At 72.1% G+C, this 24,158-nt stretch carries 21 protein-coding genes; 8 read left to right on the top strand and 13 right to left on the bottom strand.

From position 1 onward, the window contains the following. Positions 1–42 precede the first annotated feature (42 nt). From ABT299_RS15570 to rarD, 5 genes are all read right to left on the bottom strand, one after another. Complete coding sequence (locus ABT299_RS15570; RefSeq protein WP_500251160.1) at positions 43–1,728, bottom strand: serine/threonine-protein kinase; 1,686 nt, start codon at positions 1,726–1,728, stop codon at positions 43–45. Next, positions 1,725–2,678 (bottom strand): terpene synthase family protein, encoded by a 954-nt coding sequence (locus tag ABT299_RS15575; RefSeq protein WP_500251161.1) that lies wholly within the window; start codon positions 2,676–2,678, stop codon positions 1,725–1,727. The genes ABT299_RS15570 and ABT299_RS15575 overlap by 4 nt, the downstream gene beginning before the upstream one ends. Beyond that, complete coding sequence (locus ABT299_RS15580; protein WP_500251162.1) at positions 2,678–4,045, bottom strand: cytochrome P450; 1,368 nt, start codon at positions 4,043–4,045, stop codon at positions 2,678–2,680. The genes ABT299_RS15575 and ABT299_RS15580 overlap by 1 nt, the downstream gene beginning before the upstream one ends. Positions 4,046–4,431: 386 nt before the next feature. Further along, on the bottom strand, positions 4,432–4,806 hold the full coding sequence (locus tag ABT299_RS15585; RefSeq protein ID WP_500251163.1) for a hypothetical protein: 375 nt from the start codon (positions 4,804–4,806) through the stop codon (positions 4,432–4,434). Between the two features lie 59 nt (positions 4,807–4,865). Continuing rightward, positions 4,866–5,756 (bottom strand): EamA family transporter RarD, encoded by an 891-nt coding sequence (gene rarD / locus ABT299_RS15590; protein ID WP_500251206.1) that lies wholly within the window; start codon positions 5,754–5,756, stop codon positions 4,866–4,868. Between the two features lie 172 nt (positions 5,757–5,928). Between rarD and ABT299_RS15595 the strand changes: the two genes are divergently transcribed. After that, positions 5,929–6,078 carry a DUF6980 family protein gene (locus ABT299_RS15595; protein WP_500251164.1) on the top strand — a complete coding sequence of 50 codons (150 nt, stop codon included), beginning with the start codon at positions 5,929–5,931 and terminating at the stop codon, positions 6,076–6,078. A gap of 70 nt (positions 6,079–6,148) precedes the next feature. After that, a complete protein-coding gene (locus ABT299_RS15600; protein WP_500251165.1) occupies positions 6,149–6,511 on the top strand; it encodes a hypothetical protein in 363 nt (120 codons plus the stop codon). A gap of 1 nt (position 6,512) precedes the next feature. On the opposite strand, the gene ABT299_RS15605 is transcribed toward ABT299_RS15600, so the two are convergent. The 3 genes from ABT299_RS15605 to ABT299_RS15615 form a co-directional block, all read right to left on the bottom strand. After that, positions 6,513–7,625: a PP2C family protein-serine/threonine phosphatase gene (locus ABT299_RS15605; protein ID WP_500251166.1), complete on the bottom strand. Its 1,113-nt coding sequence runs from the start codon at positions 7,623–7,625 to the stop codon at positions 6,513–6,515. A 63-nt stretch (positions 7,626–7,688) separates the two neighbouring features. Then, the gene (locus ABT299_RS15610; RefSeq protein ID WP_190865628.1) at positions 7,689–8,237 is read right to left on the bottom strand and encodes a YciI family protein; all 549 of its coding nucleotides are present in this window, start codon (positions 8,235–8,237) and stop codon (positions 7,689–7,691) included. 59 nt (positions 8,238–8,296) lie between these two features. Further along, positions 8,297–8,845, bottom strand: a complete 549-nt coding sequence (locus tag ABT299_RS15615) for a TetR/AcrR family transcriptional regulator (RefSeq protein WP_387029322.1) — start codon at positions 8,843–8,845, stop codon at positions 8,297–8,299. Between the two features lie 89 nt (positions 8,846–8,934). On the opposite strand from ABT299_RS15615, the gene ABT299_RS15620 reads away from it, so the two are divergent. Continuing rightward, on the top strand, positions 8,935–9,441 hold the full coding sequence (locus ABT299_RS15620; RefSeq protein WP_387029324.1) for a GNAT family N-acetyltransferase: 507 nt from the start codon (positions 8,935–8,937) through the stop codon (positions 9,439–9,441). Between the two features lie 6 nt (positions 9,442–9,447). Here the strand turns inward: ABT299_RS15620 and ABT299_RS15625 are convergent, their stop codons facing one another. Next, entirely contained in the window at positions 9,448–10,113 is a 666-nt protein-coding gene (locus ABT299_RS15625) for a LuxR C-terminal-related transcriptional regulator (protein ID WP_190865635.1), read from the bottom strand. Beyond that, positions 10,092–11,414: a sensor histidine kinase gene (locus ABT299_RS15630; protein WP_500251167.1), complete on the bottom strand. Its 1,323-nt coding sequence runs from the start codon at positions 11,412–11,414 to the stop codon at positions 10,092–10,094. Before ABT299_RS15630 ends, ABT299_RS15625 begins: the two co-directional genes overlap by 22 nt. A 422-nt stretch (positions 11,415–11,836) precedes the next feature. Between ABT299_RS15630 and ABT299_RS15635 the strand changes: the two genes are divergently transcribed. The 3 genes from ABT299_RS15635 (at position 11,837) to ABT299_RS15645 (ending at position 15,154) form a co-directional block, all read left to right on the top strand. Beyond that, a complete protein-coding gene (locus ABT299_RS15635; protein WP_190865639.1) occupies positions 11,837–12,574 on the top strand; it encodes an ABC transporter ATP-binding protein in 738 nt (245 codons plus the stop codon). Next, positions 12,568–14,511, top strand: a complete 1,944-nt coding sequence (locus ABT299_RS15640) for an ABC transporter permease (RefSeq protein ID WP_500251168.1) — start codon at positions 12,568–12,570, stop codon at positions 14,509–14,511. The genes ABT299_RS15635 and ABT299_RS15640 overlap by 7 nt, the downstream gene beginning before the upstream one ends. A gap of 331 nt (positions 14,512–14,842) precedes the next feature. After that, the gene (locus tag ABT299_RS15645; RefSeq protein WP_387029328.1) at positions 14,843–15,154 is read left to right on the top strand and encodes a hypothetical protein; all 312 of its coding nucleotides are present in this window, start codon (positions 14,843–14,845) and stop codon (positions 15,152–15,154) included. Between the two features lie 526 nt (positions 15,155–15,680). On the opposite strand, the gene ABT299_RS15650 is transcribed toward ABT299_RS15645, so the two are convergent. The 3 genes from ABT299_RS15650 to ABT299_RS15660 all read right to left on the bottom strand — a co-directional run bounded on the left by ABT299_RS15650 (position 15,681) and on the right by ABT299_RS15660 (position 20,461). Further along, on the bottom strand, positions 15,681–16,517 hold the full coding sequence (locus tag ABT299_RS15650; protein WP_500251169.1) for an ABC transporter permease: 837 nt from the start codon (positions 16,515–16,517) through the stop codon (positions 15,681–15,683). 421 nt (positions 16,518–16,938) lie between these two features. Then, positions 16,939–19,521 carry an alpha/beta fold hydrolase gene (locus ABT299_RS15655; protein WP_500251170.1) on the bottom strand — a complete coding sequence of 861 codons (2,583 nt, stop codon included), beginning with the start codon at positions 19,519–19,521 and terminating at the stop codon, positions 16,939–16,941. 313 nt (positions 19,522–19,834) lie between these two features. After that, complete coding sequence (locus ABT299_RS15660) at positions 19,835–20,461, bottom strand: TetR/AcrR family transcriptional regulator (protein WP_500251171.1); 627 nt, start codon at positions 20,459–20,461, stop codon at positions 19,835–19,837. Positions 20,462–20,580: 119 nt separating this feature from the next. Here ABT299_RS15660 and ABT299_RS15665 point away from each other — a divergent pair, with 119 nt between their 5' ends. Continuing rightward, the gene (locus ABT299_RS15665; RefSeq protein ID WP_206700266.1) at positions 20,581–23,223 is read left to right on the top strand and encodes an MFS transporter; all 2,643 of its coding nucleotides are present in this window, start codon (positions 20,581–20,583) and stop codon (positions 23,221–23,223) included. An 81-nt stretch (positions 23,224–23,304) separates the two neighbouring features. After that, positions 23,305–24,132: a YceI family protein gene (locus tag ABT299_RS15670; RefSeq protein ID WP_500251172.1), complete on the top strand. Its 828-nt coding sequence runs from the start codon at positions 23,305–23,307 to the stop codon at positions 24,130–24,132. Positions 24,133–24,158: the final 26 nt, after the last annotated feature.

Genomic DNA, 24,158 nt, shown 5'->3' on the forward strand with positions numbered 1-24,158 from the left:
TTGAGCGCCGGGTGCGGCGGAGCCGGTGTGGTGAAATTCACCTCACCGAAACACGCCGGACCCGCGGCCGAGATGAAGCGCGGCGACGATCCCGGCCCGGACGATCGCGCCGGGCCTGTAGAGGTCCTTGTCATGCCACAGCGCCGGCTCCTCGTCGGCCTGCTCGTCCGCGCTGGTCAGGCCCCGTAGCAGGTGCGGCCTGGCGCGCGCGGCGGCCGCCGCGGCGTCGGCGTCGCTCCCGGAGCCCGTCAGCAGCAGGAGTTGGACCGCGTACGCCGTCTCCTCCGCCGTCCCCTCCCAGCGCCCCCAGGAGCCGTCCGCGCGCTGCGTCGCGAGGACCCAGCGGCGCGCCGCCGCGACGGCCCCCGCGGACCGCTCGCCGCCGAACGCCGCCAGCGCGATCGCGGCGCACGCCGTCGCGTAGTACGGCGAGGCGTGCCACCGGTCCTCCCAGCCGCCGTCCCTCCGCTGCTGCTCGCAGAGCCACGACGCCGCCTTGGCGGCGGCGGCCGCGTACCGCTCGGCCGAAGCGGCGCCGACGCGGTTCCGCATGGTGGCGAGGTACTGGCCGAACGCCTCCAGCACGTGCGCGTTCGTCGTGATGGACGCGCCGTCCTCGCCCTGCCAGGTGCAGAAGTGCGTCTCCGTCTCGTAGGGCAGCAGGGAGTCGGGGCGGCAGGGCGCCTCCAGCAGGGCCAGCGCGTACAGTGCGCCGGCGGTGGTGTCCGCGTCCGACGGGAGCCCCGCTGCGGCGGCGGTGCCCGCCGGTCCGAGCGGCGCCGTCAGGCTGAGGACGAGTTCGGGCGGCACGGTGAGCGGGACGCCCGCGCGCGCCAGCCATGCCAGCACCCAGCCGCGTTCGAACACCGTGAGCGGGATGCCGCACGGGACCGGACCGCCGTGCCGCGCGACCACCGTCTCCAGGAACCAGCGGGCCGGATCGCCCGGCTCGGGCGGCGTCTCGGCGCCCAGCCAGGCGGCCGTGGCGGCGGGCGACGCGCCGATCGTCCCGGTGGGCTCGGGGCGGGCGTGCGGGAGCCCGGCGGCCGCCGGTCCGGCGACCTCCAGGGCGTGCATGAGCTTCTGCGGGGCGGGGGCGCCGGAGACGAGCAGCGCGCGGACGAGGCCGAGCTTGGTGCCGTCCATCCCGGGCGGCGGGTCCAGCCTCCGCCCGGCCCACGCGCCGAGGCCGGGAACGGGCGCGTCCCGCAGCCGGTCCAGCGACGCGTTGATCCCTTCGAGGAGCGCCGGCGTGATCAGTTCGATGGCGGGCAGGTCGGGCAGCGCGAAGGCGGGGGCGGACGGGCCGCACAGGCGCGCGGCGGCGGCGCCGAGCGCCAAGGCCGCGGCACGGGCGAGGCGGTCGCGGCCGGCGCCGTCGACCCCGCCCTCCCGGGTGATCACCTTCAGCAGGGCCTCGGTCGCGCTCAGGGTGGGGACGAGCGCGTACCCGGGCTCCGGCGCGCCCCACATGCCGTCCGGCCGCTGCCGCTCCAGCAGGTACGAGACGCGGCGTTCGTGCCCGCTGAGCCACGGCGCGAGCGTCACCAGCCGGCCCGTCTCGTAGACGGACGGCGACGTGCGGCCCCACGGGTGCTCGGTCAGACCGTCGATGAGCCGGGCGGCGGCGCGGGGCAGATCGGGGTCCGGCTCATGAGGGGGGCGGGTGGTCTCGTGCCGGGGTGGGGGGAGGGTGGTGCCCGCGATGGGCCGGTCGTCGATGCTCACAGGGAACCCCAGAAGTCGGTCACCCCGTAGAAGCCGGCACAGAAGTCCATCTGCCGTTCCATGTAGTCGGCTAGGCGGGGGGCGCCGTTTCGCGCGCGCGCGATCAGAACCCGTGCCTCCGCGGTCAGCGCCGCGATCCGTTCCTGGACCTCCGCGCGGGGGCGGCCGAGCAGGAGCGCGTTGAGGTCGCCCCACTCGAGGTCGCGTTCGTAGGTCCCGAGGTCGTTGAGCAACCGGATCACCCGCTGGACGGCCCAGCCCGCCTCGCGGACCGCCGTCACGTCCCCGCCGCCGCCCGAGGCGATCCAGTGCGACACGAACACGAACGCGAAGCCGAGGTTGTCGGCGTTCGCCAGGTACTCCTCGAACGAAGGGGCGTCCCCGCCGGCGTCCCGCGCGGCCTTCCAGTCCCATTCGAGGGCCATGGCGTCCAGCATCCGCCGCAGCTCGTCCCGCCAGATGTCGCGGAGCAGGGGGAAGGCGGGCTCGGCCCGCAGCCCGTCCCGGATGTCGGCGAGGAACCGGCACAGCTCGTCCTCGGCCGGCGTCCCCGGTTCGGGCTCGTCGCCGTCGGCCACGGCGGAGCACCTGGCGACCAGGCCGGCGACCTCGTCGCGGGACGACGCGGCGTAGTCGATCGACCAGTCCAGGCCGAAGCACCAGAGGCAGACCTTGTTGGCCATCGCCAAGCGGTCCGCGCCGAGGCCCGGCCCGCTGAACGCCGCCGCCAGCGCGAGCGTGCTGAACAGCGCCGGGTCGAACGCCTTCGCGTCGAACAGCGCGGGGTATCCGGCCGCCCAGGAGCGCATCTGCCGCTGCGCCTGCCCGGCGACGGCGCAGGTCGTTCCGGCCTCCAGTGCGGCGGTCGGGGCGGAAGGGGCGCCTGTGGCGGTGGAGAGGGCAGCGTGGGAGGGGGAAAGGGCGGCCGTATCGCCGCTGATGCGGTCCATCAGCGCTGCACCGGGTGCAGCAGGAGGTGGAGCGGCTGGTTGGGGCGGAGCGTCGCGCCGATCCGCGCCTGTACCGGGCCCTCCGTCGGCGCCAGCTCCGGACGGAAACGGCCCAGGATGGCGGTCAGGATCAACTCTGCCTCCATGTTGAACACGTGCCGTCCGATGCACTGGTGCGGTCCGCCGCCGAAGGGGAAGTAGGCGTAGCGGTGACGCACGCGCACACGCTCGGGGGTGAAGCGCTCTGGGGCGAACTCCAGCGGCCGCTCCCACACCGACTCGAGGCGGTGCGTGAGGAACGGGCTGATCAGGACGGTCTGCCCCGCCGCCACGGGCACGCCGCCGATGACGGTGTCGTTCAGCGCGATGCGCGGGAAGATCCAGCCCACCGGATACAGCCGCAGCAGCTCCTGGACGACCTGCTTCACGTAGGGGAGCCGGTGCAGGTGCTCGGGCCGCACCGCCTCGCCGCCCACCACGGCGTCGATCTCGGTGCGCAGCCGCTCGGTGACGTCCGGGTGCGCGGCGAGCATCGGCCATATCCAGGTCAGTGCGACGGTCGTCGTCTCGGTGCTGGTCGCCCACATGGCGAGCAGGTTGTCGCGGACCCAGTGGTCGTCGAGCCCGCTTCCCTCGGTCATCCGGGCCTTGCAGAGCGCCGTGAAGATGTCGTAGCCCTCGCCCGGGTCGTACCGGAACCGGTCGACGAGCTCGTAGAGCGTCTCGTCCATGACCTCGAGCCCCGCGGAGAACGCGCGGTCGCCGGGCAGCGGGATGGAGCGCGGGACGAACGGCAGCAGGAATCGGAACGCGATCGACGTGGCCAGCCGCTCCATCGCGGGGATGAGCCGGTCCGCCTCGGCCTTCCTTATCTTGTCGCCGAAGAGCACCTTGATGACGGTGTCGTGGACGATGCGGCCCATCTCCGGCAGCACCTCGACGGCCCGTCCTTCGCGCGCCGGTTCGTCGAGCTTCGCGACGGCGTTGTTGATGGCACGTGCCATGTGGTCGCTCAGGGACCTGATGGTGCGGGTGGAGAAGACCGGCTGGAGGATCCTCTTGCTGAGCTCCCACTCGGCGTACTCGGACATGATGCTGTCGCCGAAGAGGCCGTGCAGGGGGCGCCAGAACGTCCCGTCCCGGACGAAGTTCTCCGACTCCTTGCGCAGCACCTGCTGGACGTGGTCGGGGTCGGTCACCACATAGGGGTGGGAGGCGCCGAGATCGAGCCTCGCTATCTCACCCCCCGCCGCCGTGCTGATCCGCTCGATCTCCCTCAGGGGGTCGCGGACGAAGCGGGAAACCGTGCGGTAGAGCGGGAAGTTCCTCGGTTTCCGGGACCGTGTCGGGCCGGCGGTGACGGTCATCGTGACGTGCCCCTCAGACTGGACGTCTCTCGCGCGAAGGACGGTGTTCCACGAGTCGTGCGGGAAATCTTCCAGCGAGACGCCCTTCTCGCGGCAAAAAGGGCATCCCAGAAGTACTGGTATAAGTTTGCCGAAACCTGGTCAATACCGTGGAAGTATCACATTGACCTACAGGTGGATCAAGATCGAATGTGTCCGATACATGCATCTGACGAGTGACATGAGTCACTCAGTCAAACCTCTTGCTATTCGTCGGCATTGATGGCATATGTAGACGGATGTCTTGGTAGGTGTACATCTCACGCAGCGTTTCGTGAGGAGCACCGGATCCGTCGCGGAATCAAGGCGCCACGGCGTCGCCTGCGGCGCGGAAGGGCGGTCGGCCCCTACATGCCGTCGCGGCTGCCGGGGAGCAGCGTCGGCCAGGCGAGCCGGCCCGCCACGCGCACCTTCCCGGACGCCGAATGGGACCCGCAGCGCACCCGCACCGTGTAGGTCCCCGGCCTGGCGTCGGCCTTGAGCACCGCGGTGCCGTCCCGGCCGTCCAGCCGGGCCCGCCCGTCGAACACGTCCGACGACGCCCAGTGCCGCCCCGGTCCGCACTTGGGGACCGACAGGGCGACCTTCTCCCCGGCCCGGGTCACGCCCGGCCGCACCGTCAACCCGTCCTGCCCGGACGTCGTCGCCTCGCCTGTCGCCGGTGCCAGCAGTCCCGCCGCGATGAGTGCGGATCCCAGCATGGTGACGCTCAGCAAACGCAACAGGACTCCCAGGAGGCGGCGTGTGACGTCCGGCACTTTAGTGGCTCGGCTCGGCGCCTTCAATGCGCGGTTTCCGGCACGGCATCCGGTTCCGCCCGCCGAGCCCGCCGTCCGCTGCGAACCCCGTCCCACGTCAGCATCACCAGCGCCAGCCAGACGAGCAGGAAGCCGGCCCACCGGCTCGGCGGCATCTCCTCGCCCTGCACCAGCAGCCCGATCAGGAACTGCAGGACGGGTGCCAGGTACTGCAGCATCCCGATCGCGCTCATCGGCAACCGGATCGCCGCCGCGTTGAAAAGCATCAGCGGGATCGCCGTCACGATCCCCGCGCCGGCCAGCAGCGCCGCGTGCCCCGCCCCGTGATGCCCGAACGCCGCGTCGCCCCGTCCGGCCAGCACCACCGCGAACACCAGCGCCGGCACGAACATCACCGCGGTCTCCACGGCGAGGCTCTCCGCCGACGGCATGCTCGCGAACTTCTTCAGGAGCCCGTACGTCCCGAACGAGAACGCCAGCACCAGCGCGATCCACGGCAGCCGCCCGTAGTCCGCCGTCAGCACCGCCACCGCCGCCGCGCCCAGCCCCACCGCCGCCCACTGCCCCGCCCGCAGCCGCTCCCGGAAGATCACCACGCCGAACACCACGCTGATCAGCGGATTGATGAAGTACCCCAGCGCCGCCTCGATCGTGTGCCCGCTGTTGACCGCGTAGATGTAGGTGCCCCAGTTCGCGGTGATCACCACCGCGGCCGCCGCCAGCAGCCCCGCCTTCCGGACCGTCAGCGTCCTGATCCAGCCCCAGTTCCGGGCCGCCGCGAGCACCACCGCCACCGCCACCAGCGACCACATGATCCGGTGCGCGAGGATCTCCAGCGCCCCGGCCGGCTTCAGCAGCGGCCAGTACAGCGGGAACAGCCCCCACAGGACGTACGCCGCGACCCCGTACGCCATCCCCCGATTCCCCACGACCGGCACGATACCAACCAGTAATCACCCAAAGCGATAACGCTCATGACGTGGCCTCCACCGGCCTAACATGAGCGCATGCCCGCCTCCGCAAGGCCCACGATGCTCTCCCCAGGCTCCGCGGCCTTCCTCCGCCCGGTCGGCATCGCATCCGCCGATGGCTGAGGAGCGGCACTGCTGCGAGACCATGACGCGCCAGGCCGACCATTCATGTGACCTGCACGAAGACCCCTTCGACTGCCCCGACGCACTCATCAGGTACAGCGCGAGAATCGCGACCAGCGCCTGGAGAACCCCTCGCCGCTGAACTAGCCGGTCCCATGGAGGCGCAACGGCTGCGGCCTAGACGGCACACCCCGCCGGCGTAGCCTCTGCGGATGGGTGATCCGGTGGCTTCGAGCGCAGGAGGGTGGGTCTGGGCGTCCAACGTCCGCCCGCTCTTGGAGATGATCTCCGAGGTCGTCGAGTACGACTTCGATGACTCTGATTGGCTCGCCATCTCCAGGGCCTTGCCGAGCACCGACAACGATCGGGCGGACGGTTGGTACGCCTACCCGCTGGTCGGCGTCCGGCCGGTGGAGATCCGCCTGGCACGCGAAGTTGAGGCCGACGAAGTCTCGGTCGAAGTCACGGGCATCGCCGATGACCGGACGCGGGAGTCCATCGAGCTTCTGCTGACCGTGTTCGCTCGGTACGAAGTCGATGCGAGTCGGACGGACTGGTGTGGGGTGGGGGCGTGACTCAGTGCTGAGCGGGGTGGGTGCGTTCGAGGACGAGGAGGGCGGCGTCGTCGGCGAGGTGGTCCTTGGTGTGGGCGATCAGGTCGCGGTGGATGTGGTCGAGCAGCGTGTCGGGGTCCGTGGCGGGGAAGGTCGCGACGCGGTCGGTGAGCGGGTAGAAGTCTCCGTCCGGTGAGCGCGCTTCGATGACGCCGTCGGTGTAGAGGACGAGCATGTCGCCGGGCGTGAACGCGAAGCGGTCGACGGTGAGCGGGGCGGGGTTGGGCACGCCGAGCGGGGGTGCGGGGGCGTCCGGCTGGAGGGTCGTGACCCCGTGGTCGTGCACGAGCAGGGGAGGGGGATGGCCGCAGCTGATCATCTCGACTTCCGTGTGGTCGTCGGCGATGTCGAGGACGAGCGCGGTGATGAAGTGCTCACCGAGGTCGTCCTCGGTGTCGGCGACCTCTTCGAGGTCGCGGTCGACGCTGTCCTGGAGGGCGGCCGTGAGCGCGGGCAGGGCGTAGCGGCGTGCGCCCTCTCGGAACGCGCCCAGGACCACCGACGCTTCGGCGATGGCGTTCAGGCCCTTGCCTCGGACGTCGCCGATCAGCACGCGGCTGGCGGATCCGGCCGCGCGTGTGATCGAGAACAGGTCGCCGCCGATCAGGCTCTCGTCCTCGGCCGTCAGGTACAACCAGGCCACGCGCAGCGGGCCGATCCGCTGGGGCGGCGGTCGCAGGAGGGCCTGCTGCGCCGTCGCGGCCACCGACCGCGCCCGGCCCAGCGCCCGCTCGCGGCGCTCCCGGACCAGGCGCAGGGAGACGATCAGCAGGGAGAGCACGGTCAGCGCGGTGATCTGCGCGATGTGGTTGGTCGTGCTCAGCCCGCCGTGCAAGGTCGCGATGAGCACCTGGTCCGCCACCGCAAGTGCGGCGACGACGGCGGTCAGCCGTGTCGTCGTCAGGGAGGCGGCGAGCGCGGGCGCGATGACCAGGAAGGGGCCGAGGTGGACGGTGGTCCCGAGGACGAGGTCCGTCACGGTGATCGCCAGCATGAACGCGAGCGCGACCGCCACCGTCGCGTACGTCAACAGCGGCCGCTTGACACGGCCCGCCCACGCGCGTCGCCCCTCCATGGCCATCCCATGCCCTCGGCACCGGGGGTCCATGTTCCTGACCAGGCCGTTTCCGGGGCGTCGTTACCTTCGGCCGCCGAAGGTCCAGGCGTGGACCTCGACGTCGGCGTAGAGGTCCGGACTCAGGACGGTGCGGGCCGTCTCAGGGTCCGGTGCCTGGAGCAGCGCCGCCGTCCCCAGCCAAGTGCCACCGTCGTCGGACAGCAGGGGCCCATAGGCGATCAGCGCGTGGTGGTCGGGCGGCAGGTCGCGGTCGGCGGTGTGGCCTGCGCCGAGGCCGAGCACCAGGTAGTGGCCGCCCTCGGTCCGGTCGCCGGTGAACTCCCACATCGTGCGTCCGAGCGAGTTGTGCCAGCGGCGCAGCATCACGTCGCGGTAGGCGCCGGCCTGGTAGCCGGGCTCGTCGAAGGCGAACGCGCGGGCCGTGGCGGGGTCGGGCAGGTCGACGATGTGCACGCTGCCGGTGAGCGTTTCGCCGTCGTCGGCGAAGGTAGGACCGCGGGCGATCATCTCGGCCGCGTACCGGTCCATGTAGGACCAGTGCTCTTCCACGAGTTCGTGACGCAGGTTCATAGAGCCGCGCCTATCGCGGTGGTAACAGAAGAACTCCATGCCGGACAGTCTTCACCACCCTGGTAGGGCATGATCCGTCGCCTGGTAGCGCGGCCCGGTCAGGCGAGGTTCTGTGCAGGGGTCGCGATGCCTTCCCGTGCAAGGCGGAGGAGGCGGTCGGCTTGTGCGGGGCCGGATCCTGCGGCGGCGATCCCGCCGGCCAGTGCCAGGAGGTCCGGACCATTGAGGTCGGGACGGACCGTACCGGCCTCCTGTGCCCGCGCCAGTAGCGGAGCCACGGTCGCGTGCATGGCGGCGTGCCATTCGTCGAAGAGGGGAGAGCGTCCGTCTTCCGGAATGGCTCGGGCCAGGTCGCCCTTGTCGGCGACGTGTGCGATGAACGCCTTCAGCCATGTGAAGAGGGCGTCGGCGGGCGGGTCGTGTCGCAGCAGGTCCCGGCCCTTGGCGGTGAGGTCGGTGACCTCGTCCGCGTAAACGGCGATGAGCAGGTCGCGGCGCGTGGGGAAATGCCGGTACAGGGTGGCGTTGCCCACGCCCGCGTGGCGGGCGATGTCGTCGAGAGGCGCGCTCGGTCCGCGTTCGGCGAAGACCCTCTTGGCCGTCGTGAGGATGAGGGCGCGGTTGCGTTGCGCGTCCGCCCTGGGCATGGCTCTCCTCACCGTGATCTCCCTGGTCAGTGTACGGCGCCGGGCCGGACGCGAGGGTGCGTGAGGGTCGCGGCGGGCGGCTCGGGAGGATGGGATCGGAGCGCATCCCACGGCGGAAGGACGAAGCGGTGCAGGAGATCCGACGGGCGCGGCTGGAAGACCACGAGGCGGTCGTGCGGGTGATGCCGGAGTGGTGGGCCGATTCGCGCACGCCGGAGCAGGCGCGCCAGTTGACGCTGCTGCTGCCTCGGCTGTTCTTCGAGCACTTCTCCGGGACGAGCCTCGTCATGGACGGGGACGACGGCATACACGGCTTCCTCGTGGGATTCCATTCGGCGGACCACCCCGATGAGGCGTACATCCATTTCGTTGGAGTCGACCCCAGGCACCGTAAGGACGGCGTGGCGAGAGCCCTCTACGAGAGGTTCTTCGAAGAGGCCACAGCCGCCGGCCGTACGAAGGTCAAGGCCATCACGTCGCCCGCCAATACCGGATCCATCGCTTTCCACCGGGCCATGGGCTTCGACGTCCACGTGCCGGAGCCCGGATACGACGGGCCAGGGCAGGACCGTGTGCGCTTCGAGAAGACGCTCTAGGCGGCTCTAGGCGGCGGCGCCGCTTCGAAGGTAGGTGAGGACGGCGAGCACGCGGCGGTTCTTGTCGTCCGTCAACGGCAGGTCCAGCTTGGTGAGGATGTTGCCGACGTGCTTGCCCACCGTCACCTCGGCGACGGTGAGGATCTGCGCGATGGCCGTGTTGGAATGCCCTTCCGCAATGAGGGCGAGCACCTCGCGCTCGCGCGCGGACAGCCGCGACAGCGGATCCTGGCTGCGGCGCAGGAGCTGCCGGACGACCGTCGGGTCGACGACCGTACCGCCGTCCACGACGCGGCGTAGCGCGGCGACGAACTCCTCCACGTCGACGACCCTGTCCTTGAGCAGGTAACCGACGCTCGTACCGTCATTGGAGTCGAGCAGGTCGGCGGAGTAGCTCAGCTCCACGTACTGGCTGAGCGCGACGACGGCCAGGCCGGGATGCGCCTTGCGCAGCTCCACGGCCGCGCGTAGCCCTTCGTCGCTGAAGCCCGGCGGCATGCGGATGTCCGTGACCACGAGGTCGGGGGAGTGCTCCTCCACCGCGGCCTTGAGGGCGTCGGCGTCCTCCACCGCGGCGACCACGTCGAAGCCGAACTTGCCGAGCAGCCCGACGAGTCCTTCCCGCAGGAGCACGCCGTCTTCGGCGAGGACTACTCGGACGGTCGGCTGCACGGGAACTCCACGCGTAGGACGGTCGGCCCACCGGCCGGACTGGACAGGAGCATTCTTCCGTCAATCACCGCTACGCGGTCGGCAAGACCGGTGAGACCGCTCCCTAGGGACGGGTTCGCGCCGCCCTTGCCGTCGTCCTCGATTTCCATGGTCAGAGTGTCGCCGCGAAGGCGCACGCTTATCCGCCCGCTACGGGCGTCGCTGTGCTTGGCGATGTTGGACAGGGCCTCGGCGGCGACGAAGTAGGCGGTGCCCTCCTCATGCGGGGGCAGCCGTTCGGGCAGGTCCGTCTCCACCGTCACGGGTATGGGGGAGCGGTCGGCGAGTTCGCGCAGCGCCGCGGGCAGTCCTCGGTCGGTCAGGACGCGCGGATGGATGCCGCGGATGAGTTCGCGCAACTCCTCCATGAGGAGTTTGGCCTGCTCGTGGGCCTCCGTCACGCTGCGGCCGGCGTCGGAGTCGGCGGGCAGGTCCACACGGGCCATGCCGAGCTTGAGCGTGAGACCGATCAGGCGTTGCTGCGCACCGTCGTGCAGGTCGCGCTCGATGCGCCGCCGCTCGGCCTCGAACGCGTCCACCAGCCTGGCCCTGGACCGGGACACCTCGACGAGTTCGGCGCGGAGCCGCTCACCGGAACCCCGCCCGAGAAGGCTTCTGGCCATCGCTCCGTGCGCGCCCGCGAGGACGGCTGCGATGTACGGGATGGTGGGCAGCAAGGCGAGCCCGGCTATGGCATACGGCACGGCGTCCGCCGGAGTCGCCACCTTGGTCAGGCCCAGGGACACCGGTTCGCCATCGCCTTGAGCGAGAAGTGGGCTGAAGAGAAGGCCGCCGACGGCGAACACGTACATCAGCAAGGCCCCGTACAGGACGGGTACCACGGTCACCAGGAGGGACGCGTAGGCCATCTCGCGCCAGATGGCCGCCTCACCGTAACGGACGAGCGACCATGTGCGCGGCTCCGAGCCGTTCACGCGCGAGTGGCCGGAGACGATCGGACGGATGTCCACCAAGCGGAGCCGGCGGCGTTCCACCTCGGCGACCGGGAGGGCCACCAGCGGCCCCAGGCCCGCGACGAACAGGACGCCCAGCGCCACGAGCAGCAGGCGCGCGCCGACCCCGTGACGGGACGACAGGGCGGCGGCCCACGGCAGGACCAGCAATCCGAACGGGACGGCGGCGGCGAGCATCGGAACCGGCGTCGACACCAGGTAGCCCGCGCACCGCCAGGGCCAGCTGGAGATCAGGTACCGCCGCCCGGCCGCGGCCTCCAGGGCGGTGCGAGGCGCGCTGACGGTCATGAAACCAAAGCTAGTCAAGCTTTCGCGGTGGGACGGTATGGCTGGCCATACTCTAAAGATCCTGGTTGGGCGTCATGCGGAGCCCCGCGGCCGGATGGTTCCGTGAAGGCATGACCAGCACACCGACGCCCGGCATCCCCACCCCGGCCCTCCCAGCGACCGGCGGCGCGGTCCCGAGGCACACCGTCCCGCACACCGCGCCGCTCGGTGGTGAACTGACGGGCGGTGCGCTGGCGGGTGGTGCGCTGGCGGGCGGTGCGATGCCCGGCACTGCGGCGGTCGGTGGTGTGCCGACAAGTGGTGCGGCGGTCGGTGGTGGGCCGCCAGGAGGCGCGGAGTCCGGCAGTGCGCCGGTGGTCGGCGCGCCCGCGGATGGTGCACCGGGAGCCGGAGCGGCGGCCGGGGGGCGGGCACGGGTTCCGATGGGGGCGCCCGCCGCCGAGCTGCGGGACGTCACCCGCGAGTACGGCGGCGGCAACGCGCTGGTCCGCGCCCTCGACGGCGTCTCCATCGCCTTCCCCGCCGGATCATGGACGGCGGTGATGGGCCCCTCCGGTTCCGGGAAGTCCACCCTGCTGCACTGCGCCGCCGGGCTCGACCGGGTGACGCGGGGCCGGGTCCTCCTCGCCGGGCAGGAGATCACCGGCGCGCCCGATGCGGTGCTGACCGGGCTGCGGCGCCGCACGATGGGCTTCGTCTTCCAGAGCTTCAACCTCATCGGCTCGCTCACCGCCGAGCAGAACGTCGCGCTCCCGCTCAAGCTCGCCGGCGCCCGCGTCCGCCGCGACGAGGTGCGCGCGGTGCTCGCCGCGGTCGGGCTGGGCGACCGGCTGCGGCACCGGCCGCGCGAGCTGTCCGGCGGGCAGCAGCAGCGCGTGGCGATCGCCCGCGCCATGGTCACGCGTCCGGCCGTCCTGTTCGCCGACGAGCCGACCGGCGCGCTCGACTCCGCGTCCGCCCGCACGGTTCTCGGGCTCCTGCGGGCCATGGTCGACCGGGAAGGGCAGAGCATCGCCATGGTCACTCACGACCCGGCCGCGGCAGCGCACGCCGACGCCGTCGTGTTCATGTCCGACGGGCGGCTCGTCGACCGGCTCGTCCGCCCCACCGCCCGCGAGGTGGCCGACCGGCTCGCCCGGCTGGAGGCCGCCCCGTGCTGACCCTCGCCGTGAACACCTTCCGGGAACGGTGGCGGCTCTTCGCGGGCGCCATCACCGCCGTGGCGCTCGGTGTGGCGCTCGTCCAGTCGTCCCTGCTGGTCATGGTGGCCACGGACCGGGCACCGATCCCGCCCGGCGTCACCGGCCGGGCCAGGGAGGACCTCCGCGAGGGCTACGCCGGGGCGGCCACGCTGCTCGGCATGACGGTGATGCTGTCGGCCTTCCTCACCGTCTTCATCGTCAGCTCGACGTTCGCCTTCACCGTCGCCCAGCGCCGCCGCGACCTCGCCCTGCTGCGCCTCGTCGGCGGCGGCCGGGGCCAGCTCGTCCTGCTGCTGCTCGGTGAGGCGCTGTTGCTCGGCCTCACCGGCACGGCGCTCGGCGTGCTCGTCGGCCTCCCGGCGACCTGGCTGCAGGCTCGGCTGCTGATCGCGCTCGGCTTCCTGCCGGACGGGTTCCCGCTCGTCTGGGACGGCGGTGTCCTCATCGCCTCGGGCTGCGTCGGGGTCACGGTCGCCCTCGTGGGGGTGCTCGCCGCGGCGCGGCGCGCCGCGAAGGTCCGCCCGCTGGACGCGCTGCGCGACACCGGAGGCGCCGCCCGCGTGATGACCCCGGTGCGCTGGCTGGCCGGGCTGTCCTCCCTCGCGTTCACGATCTGGATGGTGACGCTCGCCCAGTCCGCCGACCTGCTCGGCGCCATGCTCATGGGCCTCGGCATCTCCATCATGGGCGCCGTCTCGCTCAGCGCGCTGAGCCCCCTCGCCGTCCCCCTCGCCGGACGCGTCCTCGGCACCGTCCTCCGCACCAGCACCCTCGGCGAGCTGGCCCAGGCCAACCTCCGCGACGGGGTGCGCCGCAGCGCGTCCACCGCAGCCCCGCTCATCGTCCTGGTCGCCCTGCTCCTCGGCCTGACCGGCACCCTCGGGTCCCTCGCCCTGATGTCGGGCGAGGAGCAACGCCACCTCGTCCGGGGCGACCTGGTGGTGACCTCGTCCGGAGCCGACCTGGACCGCATCGCCGCCGTCCCCGGCGTCGCGGCCGCATCACCGCAGCTGTCCCTCTCCATGAGCGTGACCGCCCGACACCACGAGGTGAACCGAACATGGCGACAGACGCACTATGCGGGCATCGTCGCGATCGATGCTTCCGCCTACATCCGCACCCACGATCTGCGTCTCCGTGCGGGTTCGCTCACCCGGCTTCACGGCCGGACGATCGCCCTCGGTCCCGGCATGGCGGAGTCGGGGATCCGGGTCGGCTCCACCGTGACCGCCGCCGTCAACGGCCACAAGACGCGGCTGAAGGTCGTCGCCGCCCTTCGGCCGACGCTGGAGAACTACTCCGAGACCTTCCTCGTGCCGCGCGACCTCGTCCCCGCCTCCACCCTCGCTGCGGCGAAGGCCGAGACCGTGATCCGCCTCGCTCCCGGCGCGAGCCGTTCGACGGTCCGGACGGCGATGCGCGCGGCGGGAGCCGACAAGGTCCAGACCGTCCCGCAGTGGGCGGACGACAGGACCGCCGCGCAGCAGCGGGGCAACGTGGGGATCCTCGCCGTCCTCATGGGCATGGCCGGCGGCTACGCGGTGGTCGCGGTCATCAACGCCGTCATGATCGCCGGAACCGAGCGCCGCACCGAGTTCGCCGCCGCCCGCGTCACGGGCCTGACTCGCCCCCAGGTGATCCGCGCCGCTCTGATCGAGTCGTGGGCGGTCACCGCCATCGGCCTCGTCCTCGGCTGCACGGTCGCCGCGGGAGCCCTCGCCGGCATGCTCGCCGCCTCCCTCCGCGCCGCGGGCCGGCCCCTGGTCGACGTCCCCTGGACCCTCCTCGGGATCACCACGGTCGCCGCCTTCGCCGTCACCGGAGCCGCCAGCATCTGGACGACCTACTCCGCGACCAAGCCCCGCCCAGTCGCCCTCCTAGCCGCCCGGGAGTGAAGGCCGATGCATGACCGCCGTGCGTTCGAAGGCGTCGTGGTGGTGAGAATTTGATCAGGGTGCGTGTTCGGCGGGTGGGCAGAACCACCGAAGGTCCGCCGAGGACGGAGAGGGAACGGGCGACCGCCGTTCTGAGGACGTTGGTGGTGCAGCTCGATCCGTCCCGCCGAGGCGCTTCCGCTGGTGGACGTTCCGGCTGGGCCGTCCGGGATGATCGGGTTAGTCTCTGCGTGTGGTCAACGTCCTGGCCGGGATCATCGGTGCGTTGCTGGGCCTTTCCGGGGCCCTCCTGGGAGCGTGGATCAAGAGCCGGGGTGAGCAGCACAGATGGTTGCGTGACCAGAAGCTGGCCGGCGCGGCGGAGATGGTCAGCGCGGGCACCAACATCTACGAGCTCCGCAGCGGCAGCAGGGAGTGGGTCGAAGGACACGACCCCGTCGAGTTGCGCGAGTGGCAGACCCAGTTGCAGAGAGGCCGGGCGGTCATCCACCTGCTCTGCACCGAGGAGACCCGTGATCGCGCGACCGCCTTCGTCCGGCTGTGCTGGCGTGCCGGATCGCCCGGTGACGAGCACTACGACCAGACCATCGCGGCGCTGCGTTCCTTCACCGACTCGCTCCGCAAGGAACTCGGCAGCGACTAGGCGTCCGCGTCGTGCCGGGCCGGGCCGGAAAGAAACTCGGCAGCGACCAGGCATCGTGTCGTTGCCGGGCCGGAACAGCCATCGAGAGGCGCGCTCGTGATGCGGCGCCGGTGTGGATATCGCGGGTGGTGGGTGGTCCTGTGGCAGGTGGGGCGGGGTCGGGTTTCAGGAGGCGGGCGGGGAACGGGTGTCAGTACGGCAGGAGACGTCCCGAGGGAGTCCTCAGGTCTGGCGGGCTCGGTTGACGTGGGGGCTTGGGGCGCTTGATGAGCTGCTGCCGTGCCATGTTGATCATCTCCCCCGTCGGGCCGGGTTTAACCCGTCGATCGAGCCGATGTCACCCGTACTCCATAGGACGTGGCCGCCGGAGGCAAGGTTCAGCGAGCTTATGCGACATCCCCTGCCGGTTCGACCGGTTTTCGCGAAGCGAGGTCGACCTGACGTGGTCAATTGATCACGTTCAGTGGCGGCCGAAAGTGGCCGAGGAAGATCGTTCCGCTGCCGGGGCGCCAGGCGGTAAGGGCGGTCAGGACACGATGTCGCGGGCGTGGAAGCGGCGGACGGCGAGCGCGAGGAGGACGGCGGCGTAGGTGAAGGAGATGGCCGCCCCCTTGGCCATGCCGGTCCACTGGATCTGCGGCTGGAGGGCGTCCATCCACGAGTACATCCAGTGCGTCGGCAGGAAGTCGCGCCAGGAACCGAGGGCGGTGACGGCGTCCAGGATGTTGCTGACGATGACGAGGCCGACCGCGCCGCCGACCGCGCCGAGCGGGGAGTCGGTGACGACCGAGAGCAGGAACGCCAGGGCGGCGACGACGAGCTGGGCGGCGAGGGAGTAGCCGACGACGATCACCATGCGGGCGAGCGCGGTCGAGGTCGGGACGGTGCCGCCCGTGGGGAGTTCGACGTCCGACCAGCCGAAGCCGACGGTGCCCGCGACCAGCGACATGGCGGGGAGGGTGATGACCGCGGCGACCGAGTAGCCGAGGGCCACGATCAGTTTCTGGCGCAGGAGGCGGGCACGCGGGACGGGCGCGGCGAGCAGGTAGCGCAGCGACGACCAGCCGGCCTCGCTGGCCACGGTGTCGCCGCAGAACAGGGCGACGGCGACGACGAGGAGGAACCCGGTCGAGACGAACAGGGCAAACAGCGTGAAGTTCAGGGCTCCGGAGGTGGCGACGTCCACCAGGCTCGGGACCCCGTTGCCGGACGGCGAGCCGCCGATCTTGAACGCGCCGACCAGCACCCAGGGCAGGACGAGGAGGATGCCGAACGCGATGAGAGTGCGCCGGCGGCGGAACTGCCGCACCGCCTCGACCCGCAGCGGAAGGGTGCGCCGCACGCTGTACCCGACCGGAGACATGCCCTCCGGCGGCGCCTCGGGCGGTGAGGTGTCGTTCGGCTGCGCCTCGAGCGGAGGCGTGCCGTTCGGGCTCGTCTCGGGTGGTGAGGTGCTGTTCGGAGGCGCCTTGACCGGTGGGGTGCCGTTCGGAAGTGCCTCGGGTGGCGGGGTGCCGTTCGCGCTGGTCTCGGGTGGTGAGGTGCCGTTCGGGCGGGCCTCGAGCGGAGGCGTGCCGTTCGGGCTCGTTTCGGATGGAGGCGTGCTGTTCGCGCGCGGTTCGGGCGCGGGGCGGTCTTCGGGGACCGTGGGTGCGCCGGGTTCAGGCTCTCCGTGGGCGGCCGTTCCGCCTGCCTTGGGTTCTCTGGACGTGGTCATGTCGTCTGCCCCGGCGTCGTGTCGGTCACCGTCGTCCTGCTGGAGGGGAGGTCGTCCTTGCGGGCGGTCATGGGGTCTCTCCGATGATCTCCAGGAAGGCGTCCTCCAGCCGGCGGCCGGAGCCGACGATGTCGGCGACGGGACCGGCGGCGACGCGGCGGCCGCCGGCCATGACGACGGCGTGCGTGCAGGTCTGCTCCACCTCGGCGAGGAGGTGGCTGGAGACGATCACGGTGCGGCCCGCGGCGGCGTACCGGACGAGGACCTCGCGCATCTCGCGGATCTGCGGCGGGTCGAGCCCGTTGGTGGGTTCGTCGAGGACGAGCAGGTCGGGCAGGCCGAGCATCGCCTGCGCGATGGCGAGGCGCTGCCGCATGCCCTGCGAGTAGGTGCGGACGGCGCGGTCGAGGGCGGTTCCGAGGCCGGCGATCGCGAGGGCCTCGTCCATGTGCGCGTCGGCGGCGGGCCGGCCGGTGGCGCGCCAGTACAGGTCGAGGTTGTCGCGTCCGGACAGGTGCGGCAGGAACCCGGGGCCCTCGACGAACGAGCCGAGGCGGGCGAGGACGGGCGCGCCGGGGGTGACGCGGTGGCCGAAGATGCGGATCTCGCCGGCGTCGGGGCGGATGAGGCCCATCAGCATGCGGAGGGTGGTGGTCTTGCCCGCGCCGTTCGGGCCGAGGAGGCCGAGCACCTGGCCCTTCTCGACGCGGAACGACAGGTCGGCGACCGCGAGGTGGCCGTTCTTGTACGCCTTGGTGAGCCCGGTGATCTCCAGGGGGACGTCGGTGTCGCGTTCGCGGGACCGGCTGCGGCGGACGCCGAGGAGCAGCGAGGCGGCGATCGCGAGCCCCGCCAGAGGCAGGATCCACACCCAGGCGGGAATCGGGGTGGGCGCCGTGAGCAGGGACGCGTCGGTCGGAACGGTCAGCCCCGACACGGCGCGCACCTGGTACGCGGCGGGTTGCGGCGGAGTCGCGAAGCCCATGTCGGTGGTGGCGATGACGAGCCGGAGGCGGTGGCCGCGGTCGAACCGGTAGTCCATCGCGGGCAGGGTGACGGTGACCTCGCCGCCGGTCACGCGGAAGGGCGCCGCGATCCGCCGGGCGGGGGCGGCGGAGCCGTCCGGCGACACGTCGTAGAGCTTGGCGAAGAGCGGTCCGCCTTCCGCCGGCTCCTGGCCGGAGGGGGCGCTTTCCGCAGAAGGCTCGCCGGAGGGGGCGCTTTCCGCAGGAGGGTCGCCGGAGGGATCGTTCTCCGCCGGGTCCTTGGTGGTGGTGTCCTTCGCGGCCTTGAGTCGGACGGTGGCGGCGCCGGTGATGCGGAGGGAGTGATCGAGCGGACGGGTGTCGAACGTGGCGGTCTGCCCGGGCATGTCGGCGGGGAGGCCGCCGCCCGCGGCGCCGAGCGACCCGAGCGAGCCCAGCGCGCCGAGCCCGGGGAGCGCGGAGACCGCCGCGGGGGTGCCGCCGGCCGGGTTGTGGATCGTCTGCTCGACCCCGTCCAGCGGGAGGTGCTGCGGGTCGCCGGACAGTCCTGGGTACGTGCGGGCCTTCGCCTCCTGCACGACGACCTGCTGGGTGGAGGAGTCGAGGCCGCCCGCCCGGGTCACCGTGAACCGGGTGCCGGGCACCTCGCCGTGCCGGAGCCGCGCGTCGAAGAAGTCGCGGACGAGCCCGCGCACGCGTCCGGTCTCGGGGTCGCCGCCGTCGTGCCCGCCCTGGTACCAGACGACCGAGACGGGCGCGCCGTTGCGGGCGATGGCGCGCGCGTTCGCGTCGGCCTGGTCGAGGGGGAACAGGGAGTCGGACTGCCCCTGGACGAGCAGGGTCGGCACCGTGATCCGGTCGGCGACGGAGGCGGGGCTCGACCGGCGCAGCGTGGCGATCGCGTCGGCGGTGGGCCCGCCTTGCTCGGCGACCTTCTGGTACATGGCGCAGAGGGACGGCAGGAACCGTCCGCACCCGGCGCCGCGGGAGCCGCTGTTGAAGAAGACGCCAGCCCACAGCTTCTTGAACACGCCCTTCTCGGGTCCGGCGCCGGCGGCGTTGGGGAACAGCACGTCCGGCAGGCTGTTCCAGGTGATCTCCGGCGCGATGGCGTCGACGCGACGGTCGTAGGCGGCGGTCATCAGCGCGATCGCGCCGCCGTAGGACTCGCCGGTCATCCCGACGCGCGGGTCGCCGGGCCCGTCCAGTCGCACCTCCGGCCGTTTCGCCAGCCAGTCGATGAGCTGCCGGGCGTCCTTGACCTCGTAGTCGGGGGAGTCGAGCGCGATCTGCCCCGTGGACGCGCCGAACCCGCGGGCCGTCCAGGTCAGGACGGCGTAGCCGTCGCGGGCCAGCGCGCGCGCCTCGCCCGCGACGTCGTACTTGTCGCCGCCGAACCCGTGGCCGAGCAGGATCGCCGGCGCCTTACCGTGCCCGACCGGCTTGTAGAAGGTGGTGTCGAGGGTCACACGCTGGTCGTCATGCGGGCCGTCGACGACCTGGACGCGCTGGTCGACGGTGCGCACGCGGGGCGGGCCGTCGGCACCGACACCCCAGACGGCGGCGCCCGCGGCCAGCGCCACGGCGGACCCGGCGGCGGTCCAGCGCGCCGTGCGGCCCGTCCTGCCCCATCGCGCCCGGATCGCGCCCCCCACCGCCGTCATGCCAGCAGCCTATTCGCGCCCCTGCCGCGCGCCCCTCCGCCCTCGCGCCGATCTCCCCTGCGCCCGCCGTTGTACACCCCGCTCCACCGTTACACCCCCCGGCGTACCAGGCCCCGATCACTCTCCACCGCGCCGCACGGCGCGCACGCTCACGCCATGTCCGTGCTTACGCCGCCCATGGGCCCATGCACGCGTACCTGATGGCGCCCGGGCGTCGCGCCGTGCGTGTCCCACGGTGATCGTGGAACACGGTGTTCGCGGTTCGTTCGGACGACGCCGGACCCGGGAGTGGGTGGTGATCGGGCGGAGGTGGCTAGGCCGTGGCGGGGTGGGCCGGGCTGGGGGAGTAGGGGGAGAGAGCGGCGGTGAACATCGCGGTGAGGCGGTCGGTGAGTTCGGCCGGGTCGGCGCTGCGCAGGTCGTTGAGGCCGAGCAGGCGGCGGACGGGGCCGCCGCCCATGATGATCGTGGAGGCGAGCAGGGCGCGGGCGCGCGGGTTCGGGCCGTCGAGCTGCGCGACGATCGGCTCGATGATCACGTCTTCGAGGTAGCCGAGCAGGATCTGCTTGACCTCGGGGCTGCCGGCCGAGCGGTCGATCATCCGGGCCATGGGCGTCACGCGGTGCAGGGAGGCCTGCCGGACGAAGTGCTCGGCGAGCCGGCGGGGCAGCCCGGCGGGGTCGCCGGCGATGACGCCGCGCAGCGCGGACTCGCCGGCCAGGACCTCGCCGAACAGCGCGGCCTTGGAGCCGAAGTACCGGTTGACCAGGGCGGTGTTGGCGTCGGCGGCGGAGGCGATCATGCGGACCGTGACGCCGTCGTAACCGTGCTCGCCGAACAGATCGCGAGCGGCGTCCAGGATGCGGCGACGGGTCGCCTCCCGGTCGCGCTTGCGGTGTTCGCGCTGCTCGCGCTGCTCGGCCTGCTCGACGCTCACCATCGAATCCCGATCCGTCCCCGTATGGATCACCGAATCGCCCCAGTATCCCCCGAGTTGCAAGTAAACAAGCGTGTACATAGCATATATGCAAAACACAGGTAATTACGTTCCATGGGGGCATGGTGGCTCAAGCGAGCGTGGCGCCGTCGGCGGGGCCGATGGCGCCAGAGCAAGCGAGACCGCAGTACACGCACCGCCAGATCCTGGAGATCCTCTCCGGCCTGATGATGGCGTTGCTGACGTCGATGATCTCGTCCACGGTGGTCAGCACGGCCCTGCCGACCATCGTCGGAGACCTCGGCGGTCAGGACCAGCTGTCGTGGGTGGCCAGCGCCACCCTCCTGACGATGACGGCCTCGACCCCGCTGTGGGGCAAGGTCTCCGACATCATCGGCCGCAAGCTCTCCTTCCAGACCGCGCTCCTGATCTTCGTGGTCGCGTCCGTGGCGGGCGGGCTGTCCCAGAACATCGGCATGCTGATCGCGGCCCGCGCCGTCCAGGGCCTCGGCGCCGGCGGGCTGTCCGCGCTGGCGCAGGTCATCCTCGGCGACATCGTCGAGCCCCGGCAGCGCGGCCGCTACTCCGGGTACATCGGCGCGGTGTTCGGCGTGGCCACCGTCGCCGGGCCGCTGCTCGGCGGGTTCCTCGTGGACGCCGACGGTCTAGGCTGGCGCTGGTGCTTCTACGTCTGCGTGCCCCTCGCGATCGTCGCCTTCGCGGTGATCCAGAAGGTCCTCAAGCTGCCGAAGGTGAAGCGCGACACCCGGATCGACGTGTTCGGGGCGTTCACCATCACCGGCTCGGCGACCGCGGTGATGCTGCTGCTGTCGATGGGCGGCAACCAGTTCGAGTGGGCCTCCACCTGGACGTACGTGCTGGGCGCGATCGCGGTCGTGCTGGTGATCGGCGCGGTGTTCGCCGAGCGCGCCGCGCGGCAGCCGATCCTGCCGCCCCGGCTGTTCCGCAACGGGACGTTCGTGCTGACCTCGCTCGGCTCGCTCTGCGTCGGCATGGCGATGTTCGGCGTCATGATCTACATGCCGCAGTACCTGCAGGTCGTCAAGGGCCTGAGCCCCACCGCGTCCGGCCTGATGACGCTGCCGCTGGTGGTCGGCATGCTGATCGCCTCCATCGCGTCCGGCCAGCTCGTCACCCGGCTCGGCAAGTACAAGATCTACCCGGTGATCGGCCTGGTGTGCGTGGGCGCCGGGCTGTACCTGCTGTCGCGCCTGCACGTCGACTCCTCGAAGGTGGAGATCGGCGGCGACCTCGCGCTGCTCGGCGTGGGGCTCGGCCTGACCATGCAGATCCTGATCCTCGCCGCGCAGAACGCCGCGAAGATGGAGGACCTCGCGTCCACCACGTCCGGTGTGTCGTTCTTCCGGAACCTCGGCGGCGCGGTCGGCGTCGCGGCGTTCGGCGCGATCCTGAACAACAAGCTGCCCGGCGAGCTCGCCAAGGGGCTGCGCGAGGCGCACCTGCCGATGCCGAAGGGCGGCGGCTCCCTCGGCACCCCCGCCCAGGTGCACGCGCTGCCCGAGCCGTTCAAGTCGATCGTGCTCACCGCGTTCACGCACTCGCTGGAGCACGTCTTCATCTTCGGCGTGCCGGTCGCGGTCGTCGGCCTCATCACGGTGCTGGCGATGAAGGAGCTGCCGCTGCGCGGCAGGGCCGGCACGGGCCAGCAGGCCCCGCAGGCCCCCGCCACCACGCCGGCGGACGCCCAGCCGTCCACGCCGGTGCCCCCCAATGGCGCCGCCACGGCCGTCGGCAGGCACGCCCGCGGCCACGAACCGGCCGTGGAGCAGCAGCTGGCGTCGGTCGGGGCAGGTGCGGTCCCCAAGGAGATGGCGATGAACGAAATGCCCGCTAACGGCCTGCCGTCCAACGGTATGGCCGCGGCTCCCGGCGGGTCCACGGCGGCCGATCCGGCCGCGCAGGCCCGGCTCCTCGCGCAGCAGAACGCCTTCGCGCAGGACGGGCTCATGCGGCAGGGCGCGGGCGGCGTCCCCGTCCGCGGCGTGGTCCGCTCCGGCGACGGCGCGCCCGTCCCGTCCGCCGCGCTGACGCTGATCGGGGTGGACGGGCACCAGCTCGGCCGCGCGATCACCCAGGACGACGGCCGCTACGCGCTGCCGACCCCCGGCCCCGGCACCTACGTGCTGATCGCCGCGACCGGCGAGCACGAGCCGCAGGCCGCGACCCTCGTCGTCGGCGACCGCCCGGTCGAGTTCGACCTGATGCTGGCCGGCAACGGCGGCCTCGGCGGGACGGTCCGCAGCGCCGGCGGCAGCCCGATCGCGAACGCGATGGTCGTCGTCACCGACGTGCGCGGCGAGGTCGTCGGCACCGGCCGCACCGACGCGTCCGGCCAGTACGCCTTCAAGGACGTCATGACCGGCTCGTACACGCTCGCGGTCAGCGCCGCGGCGCACCGCCCGGTCGCGCTCCCGGTGGAGGTGGCGGGCGGCGGGCAGACCCGGCTGGACGTCGAGCTGCCCGCGGGCGCCCGCGTCCGCGGAACGGTCCGCAACGACGCCGGCGAGCCGGTCGGCGACGCCCGCGTCACGCTGGTGGACGCGGCCGGCAACGTCGTCGCGATGGCGATCACCGGCCCGGACGGGGAGTACGCGTTCACCGACCTGACCGGCGGCCAGTACACCGTCATCGCGTCCGGCTACCCGCCGGTGGCGAGCGGCCTGTCGCTGGCCGGCGGCGGCCTCGACGACCACGACCTGGAGCTCGGCTACCCCGACGAGTAGGACCGACGCCGGGGTCGCCCGACCGGGGCGGCCCCGGCCGACGCAATCACACGAGCCACGAAACTGGAGTGCGGGTCGTTGATGGATGACAGGCGCGGTCTGCGCGGATCGGTGCGGACCAAGGACGGCTGGGCGGTGCGGCACGCCATCGTCACGGTCACGGACCTGGCGGGCCGGCAGGTCGCGCGGGAGCAGACCGGGGAGGACGGCGTGCTCGCCGCCGGTCCGCTGCCCGCCGGCACCTACACGGTGATCGTCACGGCGATGGGGTTCCAGCCGACGGCGTCGACGCTGATCGTGCACGCGTCCGGCGCGGCGGACCTCGGCACGCTGGTGCTGGCCCGCGCGGGCGGCACCGAGCTGCCGCCGCCCGGCCCGTGGACGATCGACCCGGCGCACTCGAACGTCGGGGCGGTCGCGCAGCACCTCGGGCTGTCCAGCGTGCGCGGCCGGTTCGCCGCGTTCGAGGGGAGCATCGAGATCACCGAGCCGGTGGAGGCGTCCCGGGTGGCGGCCCGGATCGAGGCGGCGTCCATCGACACCGGCAACAAGCTGCGCGACGACCACCTGCGCTCGGCCGACTTCCTGAACGTCGACGAGCACCCGGTGGTCTCCTACGAGGGCGAGGGGCTCACCGCGACCGGCCCGGACCGCTGGACGGTGCACGGCCACCTCACCCTGAACGGGGTCACCAAGCCCGTCGACCTGGACATGCTGTTCCTCGGCAGCGGCGGCGACCCGTGGGGCGGGACGCGCGCGGCGTTCCGCGCGACGGCGGAGCTGCGCCGCACCGACTTCGCGATCCGCTACAACCAGATCCTGGAGGCGGGGATCGCGATGGTCGGCGAGAGCCTGAAGGTCGAGCTGGAGATCCAGGCCGTCCAGGGCACCGAGCTGCCCCAGGCCTGACCGGCACCCGAAGCCGCGGACACTCG

Origin of the sequence: Spirillospora sp. NPDC000708, assembly GCF_040299565.1 — a bacterium.
Taxonomy (GTDB): Bacteria; Actinomycetota; Actinomycetes; order Streptosporangiales; family Streptosporangiaceae; genus Spirillospora.